We start from the raw sequence: 13,508 nt of genomic DNA, 5'->3' as shown, positions 1-13,508 counted from the left end.
TCACGGGGTAAGGGACCCCGGGAGTACTCGTCGTCCGGTGTCCGCGCTTGTCGCGCGGACGGTGTGCCCGGCGACCCGGTCCTCACCCAGGGCACCCCGCCACGGACGGAGGGTTGCCGGACAGCAAGCTGGGGCTTGACGCTGTCACTCATGACCTGGCGAAGACTCTAGGTCGGGTACGTCGGACGGTCAAACGGCCATCCACCATCCGGACGGCGTCTTCGCCCCTCGCCTCCGGGGCGCTCCGACCCGGCGCCGACGCTCGGGGCGCATCGGCTCGGGGCGCGCGCGAAGGGCCCGTGCCGACGAACCGGCACGGGCCCTCAAGTGCCGCCTCAGATCCGGCTGGTGGCCTCCGACCAACGCCGCAGCAGGTCCTGCGCCCGGCCCGAGTCGATCGCCTCCGCCGCCCGCACCATGCCCGCCGCGAGCTGCTCGGCCAGCGGCGCGTCGCCCATGTCGAGCGCGACCAGCGCCGCCGCGGTGTTCAGCAGGACGGCGTCCCGCACCGGCCCGCGCTCCCCGGCCAGCAGCCGGCGCGCCACCTCGGCGTTGTACGCGGCGTCGGCCCCGCGCAGCGCCTCGATGCCGACCAGTTCGATGCCGACGTCCCGCGGGTCGAAGGTGGTCTCGGTGACCCCCCCGTCGCGCACCACCCAGACCCGCGAGGTGGTGGTGATGGTCAGTTCGTCCAGGCCGTCGTCGCCGCGGAACACCAGCGCCGTCGCCCCGCGCCGGGCGAGCACCCCGGCGATCAGCCCGGACAGCCGGGTGTCGAAGCAGCCGATGGCGTGCGAGGTGACCTTCGCCGGATTGGTCAGCGGGCCGAGGAGGTTGAACGCGGTGGGCACCCCGAGGTCGCGCCGCGCGGTGGCGGCGTGCCGCATCGAGGGGTGGAACTTCGCCGCGAAGCAGAAGGTGAGCCCGACCTCCTCGGCCACCTCGGCCACCCGCCGGGGGGAGAGGTCCAGCACCACCCCGAGCTTCTCCAGCACGTCCGAGGACCCGCTGGACGAGGAGGCGGCCCGGTTGCCGTGCTTGACCACCTTGGCCCCGGCCGCCGCCGCGACGATCGCCGACATGGTCGAGATGTTGACGGTCTTCGCCCGGTCCCCGCCGGTGCCGACGATGTCGACCGCCGGGCCGGGGATCTCCAGCGGCTCGGCGTGCTCGTACATCGCGTCCACCAGGCCCGCGACCTCGTCGACCGTCTCGCCCTTGGCCCGCAGCGCCACCATGAACCCGGCCACCTGGACGGGGGACGCCTCGCCGCTCATGATCCGGTCCATCGCCCACGCGGTGGACGAGCGGTCGAGGTCCTCCCCCTTCAACAGCGCCGCCAGGAGGTCCGGCCAGGTGCGGACCACCTGCGCGGGGTCGGTACCACCGTTCGCAGGGTTCACGTTCACCATGGCTGACTCCAGCTGTTGTCGGTTCCCCGCTCGGGGGACGTCCGTACGGATGGAGCCAGCCTATCGAGCGGCGGGGTCCCTACGGCCCCGTCTTCTCTAGTACTGAGACGGCGCTGTTCAACGCGTGGCCGGGGCCCGCTTGGCCACCCGTGCCCGCAGCAGGGTGGCGACCGCCTCGGCCAGCGCCACCGGGTCCACCGGGTGGGAGATCGCGGCGTCGGCCCGGCTCCAGGCGGCGAGCCAGGAGTCCTGCGGCCGGCCGATCAGCACCAGCACCGGCGGGCAGCCGTAGATCTCGTCCTTGAGCTGGCGCCCGAGGCCGAGGCCGCCGGCCGGCACCGCCTCGCCGTCCAGCACGCAGAGGTCGATGCCGCCCTTCTCCAGCGCCTTGATCACCGCGGGGGTGGTCGCGCACTCGAGGTAGGACAGCTCCGGAAGATCCTCGGCGGGCCGACGGCCGAGTGCCGTCAGCACCTGCTCGCGGGTGTTGCGGTCGTCGCTGTAGACGAGGACGGTGAGCGTCTCGTCGGTCGTGTACGCCATGGGCCCTGCTCCCTCAAGTGTGATCCGGACCACGTTCACCTGATCCGGATGCTACCCCCGTTTCACCCGTCGCCGGTCCCCCTCGCGCACGTTCCCCCTCAAGCCGCCGCGCCCACGACTCACCCGCCCGGAGGACGGCCCGTCACCCGGGTCGGCCAGGTCCACCCGGACGGCCGATGCCGCCTCTCCCTCCCCTACGATCCGACGCTGCGCCGACCGGGCAACGACGCGCCGGGCAACGGGGTAGCGGGCCGTTCCGAGGAACCGTCAGAAAAGGGACACGCCGCTGCTCGGCCCCCGTCCGGACACCCCGTCGGCCCCCAAGCGGGCATACCGCACGCACCGGACACTCCGAGGGACACCCCCCGACGTGAAGACGGAATAAGGGACCGACATAATGTCCGTCGTGGCGACAGCAACAGCAACAGAAACCGGGCACGCGCACGGATCGGTCAATCGACCGAACATGGTCAGCGTCGGAACGATCGTCTGGCTCAGTTCCGAGCTGATGTTCTTCGCGGCCCTCTTCGCGATGTACTTCACGCTCCGCTCCGTCAAGGGAGCCGAGTTCTGGGCCGAGAAGGCGCACGCCCTCAACGTGACGTTCTCCTCGATCAACACCACCGTCCTGGTGCTCTCCTCGCTCACCTGCCAGCTCGGCGTGTTCGCCGCCGAGCGCGGTGACGTGAAGAAGCTCCGCGGTTGGTTCATCCTCACGTTCTTCATGGGCGCGATCTTCATCGGCGGCCAGGTCTACGAGTACACCGAGCTGGTCAAGAACGACGGCCTCTCGCTGTCCTCCGACCCGTACGGCACGGTGTTCTACCTGACCACCGGCTTCCACGGTCTGCACGTGACGGGTGGTCTGATCGCCTTCCTGCTGGTCCTCGGACGGACGTACGCAGCCAAGCGCTTCACGCACGAGCAGGCCACCGCCGCGATCGTCGTGTCCTACTACTGGCACTTCGTCGACGTCGTGTGGATCGGCCTGTTCGCGACCATCTACCTGATCAAGTAACCAGCTGATCAGGTCGCTGGCCACCGGCTGCGGCCCCCGCCCTCACCGGCGACGGGCCGCTTCTGCCGGTGCCGACGCTCCCACCGACCGACCGCGCGCGCAGCCTTGGACAGGCAGCCTCGTGCCGGCCAGACCGGCAGCCGGGTGCACCCACCAGTCGACCAGATCCTGACACCGGGGTTATTCCGTGAAAAAGCTCTCCGCACGACGGCGCCACCCATTGGCGGCGCTGGTCGTCCTACTTCTCGCCCTGGCGGCAACCGGGGGGCTGTACGGCATGTTCGCGCCCGCCGACAAGGCGAAGGCCGACGTCGCCGCGCAGTCGCTCGCGATCGATGAGGGCAAGAAGCTCTTCGCCGTCGGCTGCTCCTCCTGCCACGGCCTGAACGGCCAGGGCAGCAGTGACGGGCCGAGCCTGGTCGGCGTGGGCTCCGCCGCCGTCGACTTCCAGGTCGGCACCGGCCGCATGCCGGCCCAGCAGCCCGGTGCCCAGGTGCCGCGCAAGAAGGCCATCTACACCCAGGGCGAGATCGACCAGCTCGCCGCGTTCGTCCAGTCGCTCGGCCCCGGCCCGATCGCCCCGGACGCGAAGCAGTACACCTCGACCAACCCTGACGACATCTCCAAGGGTGGCGAGCTGTTCCGCACCAACTGTGCCCAGTGCCACAACTTCGCCGGTCAGGGCGGTGCCCTGACCAAGGGCAAGTACGCCCCGTCGCTGGAGGGCGTGGACGCCAAGCACATCTACGAGGCCATGCAGACCGGCCCGCAGAACATGCCGTCGTTCCCGGACAGCACGATGCCCGAGGAGCAGAAGAAGCAGATCGTGGCCTTCGTTCGCCACACCACCAACGATGAGCCCAACCCCGGCGGTCTCACCCTCGGCAGCCTCGGTCCGGTGACCGAGGGCCTGTTCGGCTGGATCTTCGGCCTCGGCACGCTCATCGCGGTCGCGATCTGGGTCGCCGCCCACACCACCAAGGCCAAGAAGTCATGAGCCACGACATGTCAGAAGAGAAGCTCCCGGAGCCGCACGGCTCCGCCGGCGAGGTGGCCGACCACGGCAACCCGTTCGCCGACCCGGGCCTGCCGGCCCACGAGCCCCGTCGCACCGACATCGACGAGCGGGCCGCCCAGCGGGCCGAGCGTCAGGTCTCGCTGATGTTCGTGGTCTCGATGCTCGCCACCGTCGGCTTCATCGCCTCGTACGTGGCCATCGACCCGGACAAGATCGTCTACATCTTCCCGCTGGGTCACGTCAGCGCGCTGAACTTCGCGCTGGGCCTGACCCTGGGCGTCGCGCTGTTCATGATCGGCGCGGGCGCGGTCCACTGGGCCCGCACCCTGATGTCGGACGTCGAGCTGCCGGCCGAGCGTCACCCGATCGAGGCCTCCGACGAGGTCCGCAACGACGTCATCGAGCAGTTCAAGACCGGTGCCGCCGAGTCCGGCTTCGGTCGCCGCAAGATGATCCGCAACACCCTCATCGGGTCGATGGCGCTGGTCCCGCTCTCCGGCGTGGTCCTGCTCCGCGACCTGGGCCCGCTGCCGGAGAAGAAGCTCCAGGAGACGGGCTGGAAGGAAGCCACTCCGGCCAAGCCGCTGCAGCTCGTCAACATGAGCACCATGCAGCCGATGAAGCCCGAGGACCTCGTGATCGGCTCGCTGACCTTCGCGATGCCGGAGGGTCTGACCACCCACGACGAGGACTTCCAGCAGCGGATCGCCAAGGACGCCCTGATGCTGGTGCGCATCGCGCCGGACGACATCAAGGACGACAAGTCCAAGGAGCTGGGCTTCGAGGGCATCCTCGCCTACTCCAAGATCTGCACCCACGTCGGCTGCCCGATCAGCCTGTACGAGCAGCAGACCCACCACGCGCTCTGCCCCTGCCACCAGTCGACCTTCGACCTGGCGGACGGCGCGCGCGTCATCTTCGGCCCGGCCGGCCACCCGCTGCCGCAGCTGAAGATCACCACTGATGACAAGGGCAACCTGATCGCCACCGGCGACTTCGAGAAGCCTGTCGGCCCGAGCTTCTGGGAGCGTGCTCGATGAGTAGCGCGAGCAGCACCAAGACCGGTGCCGCCAAGCCCTCCAGCACGCGCGCCAATCCCGCCAACAAGTGGGAGGCCGCGGCTGACTGGACGGACGGCCGGGTGGGGATCTACTCCCTCGCCAAGGCCAACCTGCGCAAGATCTTCCCGGACCACTGGTCCTTCATGCTGGGCGAGATCTGCCTCTACACCTTCGTCATCATCATCCTGACCGGTGTCTACCTGACGCTGTTCTTCAAGCCGTCGATGGCCGAGGTCGTCTACAACGGCTCGTACGTGCCGCTCAAGGGCATCGGGATGTCCGAGGCGTACGCCTCGACGGTGGACATCAGCTTCGAGATCCGCGGCGGTCTGCTGATCCGCCAGATCCACCACTGGGCCGCGCTGGTCTTCGTGGCCGCGATGCTCGTGCACATGATGCGCGTGTTCTTCACCGGCGCGTTCCGCAAGCCGCGTGAGATCAACTGGGTCTTCGGCTTCCTGCTGCTGGTCCTCGGCATGTTCGACGGCTTCTTCGGCTACTCGCTGCCGGACGACCTGCTGTCGGGTACCGGTATCCGCTTCATGGAAGGCGCGATCCTCGCGGTCCCGCTGGTCGGCACCTACATCCAGATGTTCCTGTTCGGGGGCGAGTTCCCCGGCCACGACATCGTGCCGCGGTTCTTCACCATCCACGTGCTGCTGATCCCGGGCATCATGCTCGGCCTGCTGGTGGCGCACCTGATCCTGGTCTTCTACCACAAGCACACCCAGTGGGCGGGCCCGGGCAAGACCGAGAAGAACGTCGTCGGCATGCCGCTGATGCCGGTCTACATGGCCAAGGCCGGTGGCTTCTTCTTCCTGGTCTTCGGCATCATCGCCGCCATCTCGGCGATCGCCACGATCAACCCGATCTGGGCCTACGGCCCGTACCGTCCGGACCAGGTGTCGACCGACGCCCAGCCCGACTGGTACATGGGCTTCTCCGAGGGTCTGATCCGCGTCATGCCGGGCTGGGAGATCAGCCTGTGGGGCCACACCCTGAACCTGGGCGTGTTCATCCCGCTGATGATCTTCCCGCTGGTCCTGGTCGCCATCGCGGTCTACCCGTTCATCGAGGGCTGGATCACCGGCGACAAGCGCGAGCACCACATCCTGGACCGCCCGCGCAACGCCCCGGTCCGCACCGCCCTGGGTGCCGCCTGGATCAGCCTCTACCTGGTGCTGCTGGTCGGTGGTGGCAACGACCTGTTCGCCACCCACTTCCACCTGTCGCTCAACTCGATCACCTACTTCGTGCGCGCCGGCTTCTTCCTGGTGCCGGTCATCACCTTCATCGTCACCAAGCGCTGGTGCCTCGGCCTCCAGCGCCGTGACAAGGAGAAGGTGCTGCACGGTCGCGAGACCGGCGTCATCAAGCGCCTGCCGCACGGTGAGTTCGTCGAGGTGCACGCCCAGCTGCCGCAGAAGGACCTGCACAAGCTCACGGCGCACGAGCAGAACCAGCCGGTCGAGCTGCCGGCCCAGACGGACGAGAACGGCGTGGCCCGCAAGGCCGGCGCCCTCACCCGCACCCGGGCCAAGCTCTCCCGCGGCTTCTACGGCGAGGGCAGCCAGATCCCCAAGCCCACCGCCGAGGAGCACCACGAGATCACCAGCGGCCACGGCCACCACTGATCCCGTACGCACTCCCGCTTCACCCCGAGGGCCGCTGACCAGAGTTCATCTGGTCAGCGGCCCTCGGCCGTTGCCGACCTACCAGCCCCGCCCCCGCACCGCCCCCAGGAGCCCTCCGTGCAGCTGTCCGTCGACCCCGCCGCCGCCACTCCCCCGTACGAGCAGATCCGCGCCCAGATCGCCGAGCAGGCCCGCTCCGGCGCGCTGCCGACCGGTCAGCGGCTGCCCACCGTCCGGGCCCTCGCCGAGGAGCTGGGGCTGGCCGCCGGGACGATCGCCCGGGCCTACAAGGAGCTGGAGGCGGACGGCGTGGTGGAGACCCACGGGCGGCGCGGCACCCTGATCGCGGCCACCGGGGACACCGCCCACCGGCTGGCCGCCGAGGCCGCCGCCGAGTACGCCGAACGGGTGGGCCGACTGGGCCTGTCCCACCCGGACGCCCTGGCCGCCGTGCTGACCGCCCTGCAGGTGGCCTACCCCGAGGCCTAGCCCGGGGCCTGGCCCGAAGCCCGGCCCCGCTCCTGAGGGGCAGCCACCGCCCCTCAGAGCTCGGGGCGCGTCATGCCCGAGGCGGGGGCCTGGCCTGCCGGGACGGTGGTACTGAAGGGCTGTCCGAGGGCGCTGTGCTTGACCCAGTCCGTCCAGGAGACGTTCCAGTCCCCGAAGCCGTTGCCGAAGGGCTCCATGGTGGCGCCGCGGCTGTTCACCACCGTCACCAGGTCCCCGATCCGGGTGTTGTCGTAGAACCACTTGGCGTTGTCGGTGCTCATCCCGGTGCAGCCGTGGCTGACGTTCTCATAGCCCTGCGAGCCGACCGACCAGGGCGCCGCGTGGACGTACTCGCCGCTCCACGTCACCCGGGTGGCCCACAGCACGTCGAGGTCGTACGCCTCGGAGCTGCCCGCCGCTATGCCGATCGTCTCGCCGTTCATCCGGACCGAGCGCTCCTGGCCGAGCACCACCTTGATGCCGTTGCGGGTGTCGAAGCCGGGCTTGCCGGTGGTGACCGGGATGGTCCGGACCACCTCGCCGTCACGCTTGAGGGTGAGTGCGTGGGCGGCCGCGTCGACCACCGACTCGACCCGGTCGCCGATCCGCAGCCGCAGCGAGCTGCGGTCGCCGCCGTAGAGGCCGTCCGAGATCCGGCTGCCGGTGCCGTCGAAGGCCAGCGACACGGTCGTCCCGGCCGGCCAGTACTCCTCCGGGCGGAAGTGCAGGTTCTTGTCGTCCACCCAGTACCAGGCGCCGGTGACGGCCGGCTGGGAGGCCACCGTCAGGGCGCGCTCGACCTCCTGCCGGGCCTGGGGGTCCTTCACCGCCTCGGAGAGCTGCGCGGTGAGCGGCTGGCCCACCCCGTAGACGCCGCTGCCGGAGGAGTCCGGGCCGAGCTTGACGCCGAGCAGGCGCTGGGCGGCCATCGTGCTGAAGTTCTGGGTGGTGTCGCCCCGGCCGTTCCGGCCGTCGTCGGCGGAGATCCGGACGGCGTAGGCGGTGCCGGCCTTCAGTCGGCCGGTGGTCTGCCAGCTGTGCTGGTCATCGGCGAGCCGGCCGGCCACCACCCGGCCGTCCGGGCCGACCACGGTGACGTCGGTGAGCCGGCTGCCCGCCACGGCGGTCACGGTGACCGGCTTGGAGGGGTCGACCTTGCCCTCGGCCGAGAGGTGGACGAGCGGGGCAGCGTCGATCCGGTGCGGCCCGGCGGGCTGATCGTCACCGGACGAGCAGGCGGCCAGCGGCGCCAGTACTGCCAGGGCCAGCGAGATGCTGCCGATGCCTGCGATTCCGCGCCTGTCGGCCATGACCGCCTCCGGGGTGTTCGCACATTTCGCACGATTGATCAGATCGTAGGAACGGCTCGCATCAAGCGACATCCGAGCGACCCTCCGTTCACCCGGCTGAGTGAGGCGGTCACCCCCGGGAAGCAGCAGGGCCGGTCCTCCCTTGCGGGAGGACCGGCCCTGCTGTCGGAGGTGGAACCTACTGGTTCTGGTTCTCGCCCCGGTAGAACTCGAAGACCCATCCGAAGATGCCGATCAGGATGATCGGGGCGGCCCAGAACATCAGCCACCAGCCGAAGATCACGCCCAGGAAGGCGAGCGCGCCACCGAGCGCCAGCGACAGCGGCTGCCAGCTGTGCGGGGCGAAGAAGCCCAGCTCGCCGGCGTCGTCGGCGACCTCGGCCTCGGGGTTGTCACCCGCGCCGCTGTCCACCCGACGGGCGGTGAAGGCGAGGTAGTACCCGATGAAGGCGCACAGACCGAAGGCCAGGAACAGCGCGGTGGTACCGGCGGCCTCCAGGCCCGGGCCCGAGTGGTTGGTCCACAGGCCGTAGGTGATGGCCATCGCCAGCACGAAGACCGACAGGCCCAGGAAGATCTTTCCCTGTTCCTTCATCAGGCGTCACCCTCCTGCTTGCCCTTGCCCAGCTTCGGGGCGTCGTACTTCGCCGGGGTCACACCGGCGAGGTGCTTCGCCGGCTCGCCGTGGTTCTCCAGGTAGTCCAGCGCGGCGATCTCCGGGTGGTGGAGGTCGAAGGCCGGGGATTCGGAGCGGATCCGGGGCAGGGTGAGGAAGTTGTGCCGCGGCGGCGGGCAGGAGGTCGCCCACTCCAGGGAGCGGCCGAAGCCCCACGGGTCGTCCACGGTGATCTTCTCGCCGTACTTGGCGGTCTTCCAGACGTTGTAGAGGAACGGCAGGATCGACAGGCCGAGCACGAAGGAGCCGATGGTCGAGACGGTGTTCAGCGTGGTGAAGCCGTCCGAGGCCAGGTAGTCGGCGTAACGGCGGGGCATGCCCTCCGCGCCGAGCCAGTGCTGCACCAGGAAGGTGGTGTGGAAGCCGAAGAACAGCGTCCAGAAGGTGATCTTGCCGAGGCGCTCGTCCAGCATCTTGCCGGTCATCTTCGGCCACCAGAAGTGGAAGCCGGCGAACATCGCGAACACGACGGTGCCGAAGACCACGTAGTGGAAGTGGGCGACGACGAAGTACGAGTCCGAGACGTGGAAGTCGATCGGCGGCGAGGCCAGCAGGACACCGGTCAGACCACCGAAGAGGAAGGTGACCAGGAAGCCGACCGTCCAGAGCATCGGGGTCTCGAAGCTCAGCGAGCCCTTCCACATGGTGCCGACCCAGTTGAAGAACTTCACACCGGTCGGGACCGCGATCAGGAAGGTCATGAAGGAGAAGAACGGCAGCAGCACCTGCCCGGTGACGTACATGTGGTGCGCCCACACCGTCACGGACAGACCGGCGATCGCGATGGTGGCCGCGATCAGGCCGGAGTAGCCGAACATCGGCTTGCGGCTGAAGACCGGGATGATCTCCGACACGATGCCGAAGAACGGCAGCGCGATGATGTACACCTCGGGGTGACCGAAGAACCAGAACAGGTGTTGCCACAACATCGCCCCGCCGTTGGCGGGATCGAAGACATGGGCCCCGAACTTGCGGTCCGCCTCCAGGGCGAACAGCGCGGCGGCGAGCACAGGGAAGGCCAGCAGGACCAGCACCGAGGTCAGCAGGACGTTCCAGACGAAGATCGACATCCGGAACATCGTCATGCCCGGAGCGCGCATGCAGATGATCGTGGTGATGAAGTTGACCGCACCGAGGATCGTGCCGAAGCCGGAGAAGGCCAGACCCATGATCCACATGTCGCCGCCGACGCCGGGCGAGTGCACCGCGTCGGAGAGCGGGGAGTAGGCGAACCAGCCGAAGTCGGCGGCGCCGTTCGGGGTCAGGAAGCCGCAGACCGCGATGGACGAACCGAAGAGGTACAGCCAGTACGCGAACATGTTCAGACGCGGGAAGGCCACGTCCGGGGAGCCGATCTGCAGCGGCATGATCCAGTTCGCGAAGCCCGCGAACAGCGGCGTCGCGAACATCAGCAGCATGATCGTGCCGTGCATCGTGAACGCCTGGTTGAACTGCTCGTTCGACAGGATCTGGGTCCCGGGACGAGCCAGCTCGGCACGCATGACCAGGGCGAGAATGCCGCCGATCAGGAAGAAGGCGAACGACGTGCCCAGGTACAGGGTGCCGATCGTCTTGTGGTCAGTGGTGGTGAGCCACTTGATGATGGTCGAACCCGGCTTCCGGGTCCGCTGCGCCCCGACCGTGACGGCCTCGGCGCCCCCGCCGGCCGCGGCGGGCTCGTTGAGGATGGTCACTTCGCTTCACTTCCCATGGTGATGACGCCGGAGGGCACCGCACCGTTCTGGCCCTTGGCACGGAGGTCGGCCAGGTGCTTGTCGTAGTCGGCGCGGTCGACGACCTTGACGTTGAACAGCATGCGCGAGTGGTCGACGCCGCAGAGCTCGGCACACTTGCCCATGTACTCACCCTTGACGGTCGGGGTGACCTCGAACTTGTTCACCACGCCCGGCACGACGTCCATCTTCATCATGAAGTTGACGGGCCAGAAGTCGTGGATGACGTCACGAGAGGTGAGCCGGAACTGCACCGTCTCGTTGACCGGCAGCCAGAGCGTCGGAACGTCCTTGGGCGTACCGACGTCGTACGCGGCGTCCTTGTTGGCCGGGTCGGGGGTCTCGGTGTTCTCGTAGTTGAACGCCCAGCTCCACTGGAAGCCCACCACGTTGACGTAGTGCTGCGGCTTGGCGGAGACGGCGGTCAGCTTCGACTCGTCGCGGGCGACGAAGTAGAAGAGGACCGAGACGATGATGATGGGGACCGCGGTGTAGAGCGCCTCGATGGGCACGTTGTACCGGGTCTGCGGAGGGATCTCCACGCCAGTGCGCTTGCGCCGGTGGAAGATCACGCTCCAGATGATCAGACCCCACATCAGTACGCCGACCACCAGCGCCGCGATCCAGGAGCCCTGCCACATCTGGAGGACCATGGGTCCTTCCTTCGTGACCGGACTCGGGAGGCCAAGCCTGGGGAGGTCGTTGGCCGAGCAGCCGGTGGCGGTCGCGATGACGAGGCCCAGTGCCAGCGCCTGAGGCAGCTTCCGCCGCATCGTGCGCCGCGGCGAGCGGTCGGAGCCGTTGGGACTCACGTAGCGCCTTCCCGAAGTCTCGCCCGCCTTCGCGTCGCACCGGGAGGAGATTGTGAGCCCCTCCGGCGACCCGTCCACGGGCACGGTTTGAATGCTTATGCGGGCCAAACCCTACTCCAGCCTTATGCGCTCCTGACGGGCAGCCCCCGGTAACGCGCCGCCCGGTCGCCCGATCAGGCCCGGCGGGGGCTGCGCCCCAGGTCATCGTAGGCATTCGAGGTCCTTACGCCCGATCGGGGGATGACCTCGAACAACGTGGGTGACGACCCGTCGGGACCGGACGAAGCGGACATTCCGGGTGATCGACTGACGGCTGGTGAGCAATTCCGGGCGAGCGGAAAGCTTCTGGGTGTGTCGTTAAATGTGACCGTGTACTTCGACGTGGCTTCGACGGCCCCTCTGCACCCCGTCGCGCGGCAGGCCCTGACCGCCGCCCTGGACGAGGGCTGGGCCGACCCGGCCCGGCTGTACCGCTCCGGCCGACAGGCCCGGATGCTGCTGGACGCCGCCCGCGAGACGGTCGCCGACGTCCTGGGCGCGCGCGCCGACGAGATCGCCTTCACCGCGAGCGGCACCCAGGCCGTCCAACTCGGCCTGCTGGGCGGCCTGGCCGGGAACCGGCGGCGGGGCGGGCACCTGGTGCACTCCGCGGTCGAGCACTCCAGCGTGCTGCACGTCGCCGAGCGCCGGGAGGCGGACGGCGCCGAGGTCTCGGTCGCCCCGGTGGACGGCGCCGGACGGGTGGACCCGGAGGCCTTCGGCGCCCTGCTCCGGCCGGACACCGCGCTGGCCGCCCTGCAGAGCGCCAACCACGAGGTGGGAACGGTCCAACCGGTCGGCGAGGTCGCCGCACTGTGCGCCGCGGTCGGCGTGCCGCTGCTGGTCGACGCGGCGCAGAGCGCCGGGCGGACGGACGTCCCGGCGGGCTGGTCACTGCTGACCGCCAGTGCCCACAAGTGGGGCGGGCCGGCCGGGGTCGGGATCCTCGCGGTGCGCAAGGGCGTCCGCTACGTCTCACCGCTGCCGGCCGACGAGCGCGAGGGCGGGCGGGTCCCGGGTTACGTCAACGTCCCGGCGATCGTGGCCGCGGCCGCCTCGCTGCGCGCCGTACGGGCCGAGTCGGAACGGGAGAACGCCCGGCTGCACGCGCTGGTGGAGCGGATCCGCACCCGCGTGCCGCAACTGGTGCCCGAGGTCGAGGTGGTCGGCGACCCGGTGCGGCGGCTGCCGCACATCGTCACCTTCTCCTGCCTGTACGTGGACGGCGAGGTGCTGCTGACCGAGCTGGACCGGGCGGGCTTCGCGGTCTCCTCCGGTTCCTCCTGCACCTCCTCCACCCTGACGCCGAGCCATGTGCTGGCCGCGATGGGGGTGCTCACCGAGGGCAACGTCCGGGTCTCGCTGCCGTACGGGACGGCCGAGGCGGACGTGGAGCGCTTCCTCGCCGTGCTGCCGGAGCTGATCGCCGGGGTGCGGGCACCGCTCGGGCTGGACCTGCCCGCGCCCGCGTCGGTCAGCGCGCCGGAGGCCCCTTCGGAGGTGAGCGGGCGGGTCACCCCGCGAGCCGGAGGGAGCGCCGGTGCCGAGAGCGATGAGGGACAAGCGACCGACGCAGGAGGGAGTGCCGGAGCGAAGAGTGTCGGCGCCGGGTCCGAGCGCCCGGAGGTGAGCGGGCAGGTCACCCCGCGAGCCGGAGGGAGCGCCGGCGCCGAGAGCGATGAGGGACAAGCGACCGACGCAGGAGGGAGTGCCGGAGCGAAGAGTGTCGGCGCCGGGTCCGAGCGCCCGGAGGTGAGCGGGCA

Annotated in this window: 12 protein-coding genes and 1 riboswitch; of the genes, 6 read left to right on the top strand and 6 right to left on the bottom strand. The window is 69.5% G+C overall.

The window, feature by feature from the left end; translation table 11 throughout:
- Positions 1 to 38: 38 nt before the first annotated feature.
- A riboswitch (SAM riboswitch) is annotated at positions 39 to 156 on the bottom strand.
- A 179-nt stretch (positions 157 to 335) separates the two neighbouring features.
- Both trpD and ACFWIS_RS24555 read right to left on the bottom strand, forming a co-directional pair.
- Positions 336 to 1,412, bottom strand: coding sequence for an anthranilate phosphoribosyltransferase (gene trpD, locus ACFWIS_RS24560; RefSeq protein WP_380458891.1), 1,077 nt, complete (start codon positions 1,410 to 1,412; stop codon positions 336 to 338).
- Between the two features lie 117 nt (positions 1,413 to 1,529).
- Positions 1,530 to 1,955, bottom strand: coding sequence for a hypothetical protein (locus ACFWIS_RS24555; protein WP_380458893.1), 426 nt, complete (start codon positions 1,953 to 1,955; stop codon positions 1,530 to 1,532).
- 397 nt (positions 1,956 to 2,352) lie between these two features.
- Between ACFWIS_RS24555 and ACFWIS_RS24550 the strand changes: the two genes are divergently transcribed.
- The 5 genes from ACFWIS_RS24550 to ACFWIS_RS24530 all read left to right on the top strand — a co-directional run bounded on the left by ACFWIS_RS24550 (position 2,353) and on the right by ACFWIS_RS24530 (position 7,175).
- Positions 2,353 to 2,973 (top strand): heme-copper oxidase subunit III, encoded by a 621-nt coding sequence (locus tag ACFWIS_RS24550; RefSeq protein ID WP_188303997.1) that lies wholly within the window; start codon positions 2,353 to 2,355, stop codon positions 2,971 to 2,973.
- Between the two features lie 187 nt (positions 2,974 to 3,160).
- Positions 3,161 to 3,970, top strand: coding sequence for a c-type cytochrome (locus tag ACFWIS_RS24545; RefSeq protein ID WP_380458896.1), 810 nt, complete (start codon positions 3,161 to 3,163; stop codon positions 3,968 to 3,970).
- Positions 3,971 to 3,978: 8 nt separating this feature from the next.
- Positions 3,979 to 5,031 (top strand): Rieske 2Fe-2S domain-containing protein, encoded by a 1,053-nt coding sequence (locus ACFWIS_RS24540; RefSeq protein WP_380458899.1) that lies wholly within the window; start codon positions 3,979 to 3,981, stop codon positions 5,029 to 5,031.
- Positions 5,028 to 6,686: a cytochrome bc complex cytochrome b subunit gene (locus ACFWIS_RS24535; RefSeq protein WP_380458901.1), complete on the top strand. Its 1,659-nt coding sequence runs from the start codon at positions 5,028 to 5,030 to the stop codon at positions 6,684 to 6,686. Before ACFWIS_RS24540 ends, ACFWIS_RS24535 begins: the two co-directional genes overlap by 4 nt.
- A 117-nt stretch (positions 6,687 to 6,803) precedes the next feature.
- Entirely contained in the window at positions 6,804 to 7,175 is a 372-nt protein-coding gene (locus tag ACFWIS_RS24530; RefSeq protein ID WP_380458903.1) for a GntR family transcriptional regulator, read from the top strand.
- 53 nt (positions 7,176 to 7,228) lie between these two features.
- On the opposite strand, the gene ACFWIS_RS24525 is transcribed toward ACFWIS_RS24530, so the two are convergent.
- The 4 genes from ACFWIS_RS24525 to coxB all read right to left on the bottom strand — a co-directional run bounded on the left by ACFWIS_RS24525 (position 7,229) and on the right by coxB (position 11,706).
- A complete protein-coding gene (locus tag ACFWIS_RS24525) occupies positions 7,229 to 8,485 on the bottom strand; it encodes an Ig-like domain-containing protein (protein WP_380458906.1) in 1,257 nt (418 codons plus the stop codon).
- Positions 8,486 to 8,663: 178 nt separating this feature from the next.
- Positions 8,664 to 9,080, bottom strand: a complete 417-nt coding sequence (locus ACFWIS_RS24520; RefSeq protein ID WP_363436136.1) for a cytochrome c oxidase subunit 4 — start codon at positions 9,078 to 9,080, stop codon at positions 8,664 to 8,666.
- The gene (gene ctaD / locus ACFWIS_RS24515; protein ID WP_380463156.1) at positions 9,080 to 10,855 is read right to left on the bottom strand and encodes a cytochrome c oxidase subunit I; all 1,776 of its coding nucleotides are present in this window, start codon (positions 10,853 to 10,855) and stop codon (positions 9,080 to 9,082) included. Before ctaD ends, ACFWIS_RS24520 begins: the two co-directional genes overlap by 1 nt.
- Complete coding sequence (coxB, locus tag ACFWIS_RS24510) at positions 10,852 to 11,706, bottom strand: cytochrome c oxidase subunit II (RefSeq protein WP_380463153.1); 855 nt, start codon at positions 11,704 to 11,706, stop codon at positions 10,852 to 10,854. The genes ctaD and coxB overlap by 4 nt, the downstream gene beginning before the upstream one ends.
- A gap of 369 nt (positions 11,707 to 12,075) precedes the next feature.
- Between coxB and ACFWIS_RS24505 the strand changes: the two genes are divergently transcribed.
- Positions 12,076 to 13,508, top strand: a 1,433-nt coding sequence (locus ACFWIS_RS24505) for a cysteine desulfurase family protein (RefSeq protein WP_380523992.1), incomplete at its 3' end; no start/stop codon positions are given.

Origin of the sequence: Kitasatospora sp. NPDC127060, from assembly GCF_042724935.1 — a bacterium.
Classification (GTDB): domain Bacteria; phylum Actinomycetota; class Actinomycetes; order Streptomycetales; family Streptomycetaceae; genus Kitasatospora.
This window is presented reverse-complemented; position numbering and strand designations above follow the sequence as displayed.

What these genes read in the sequence shown, in the direction of transcription:
- ACFWIS_RS24550 (WP_188303997.1), top strand. Translation starts at nt 2,353, where the DNA reads ATGTCCGTCGTGGCGACAGCAACAGCAACAGAAACCGGGCACGCGCAC.
- ACFWIS_RS24540 (WP_380458899.1), top strand. Translation starts at nt 3,979, where the DNA reads ATGTCAGAAGAGAAGCTCCCGGAGCCGCACGGCTCCGCCGGCGAGGTG.
- trpD (WP_380458891.1), bottom strand. Translation starts at nt 1,412, where the DNA reads ATGGTGAACGTGAACCCTGCGAACGGTGGTACCGACCCCGCGCAGGTG.
- ACFWIS_RS24525 (WP_380458906.1), bottom strand. Translation starts at nt 8,485, where the DNA reads ATGGCCGACAGGCGCGGAATCGCAGGCATCGGCAGCATCTCGCTGGCC.
- ACFWIS_RS24555 (WP_380458893.1), bottom strand. Translation starts at nt 1,955, where the DNA reads ATGGCGTACACGACCGACGAGACGCTCACCGTCCTCGTCTACAGCGAC.
- ACFWIS_RS24535 (WP_380458901.1), top strand. Translation starts at nt 5,028, where the DNA reads ATGAGTAGCGCGAGCAGCACCAAGACCGGTGCCGCCAAGCCCTCCAGC.
- ACFWIS_RS24520 (WP_363436136.1), bottom strand. Translation starts at nt 9,080, where the DNA reads ATGAAGGAACAGGGAAAGATCTTCCTGGGCCTGTCGGTCTTCGTGCTG.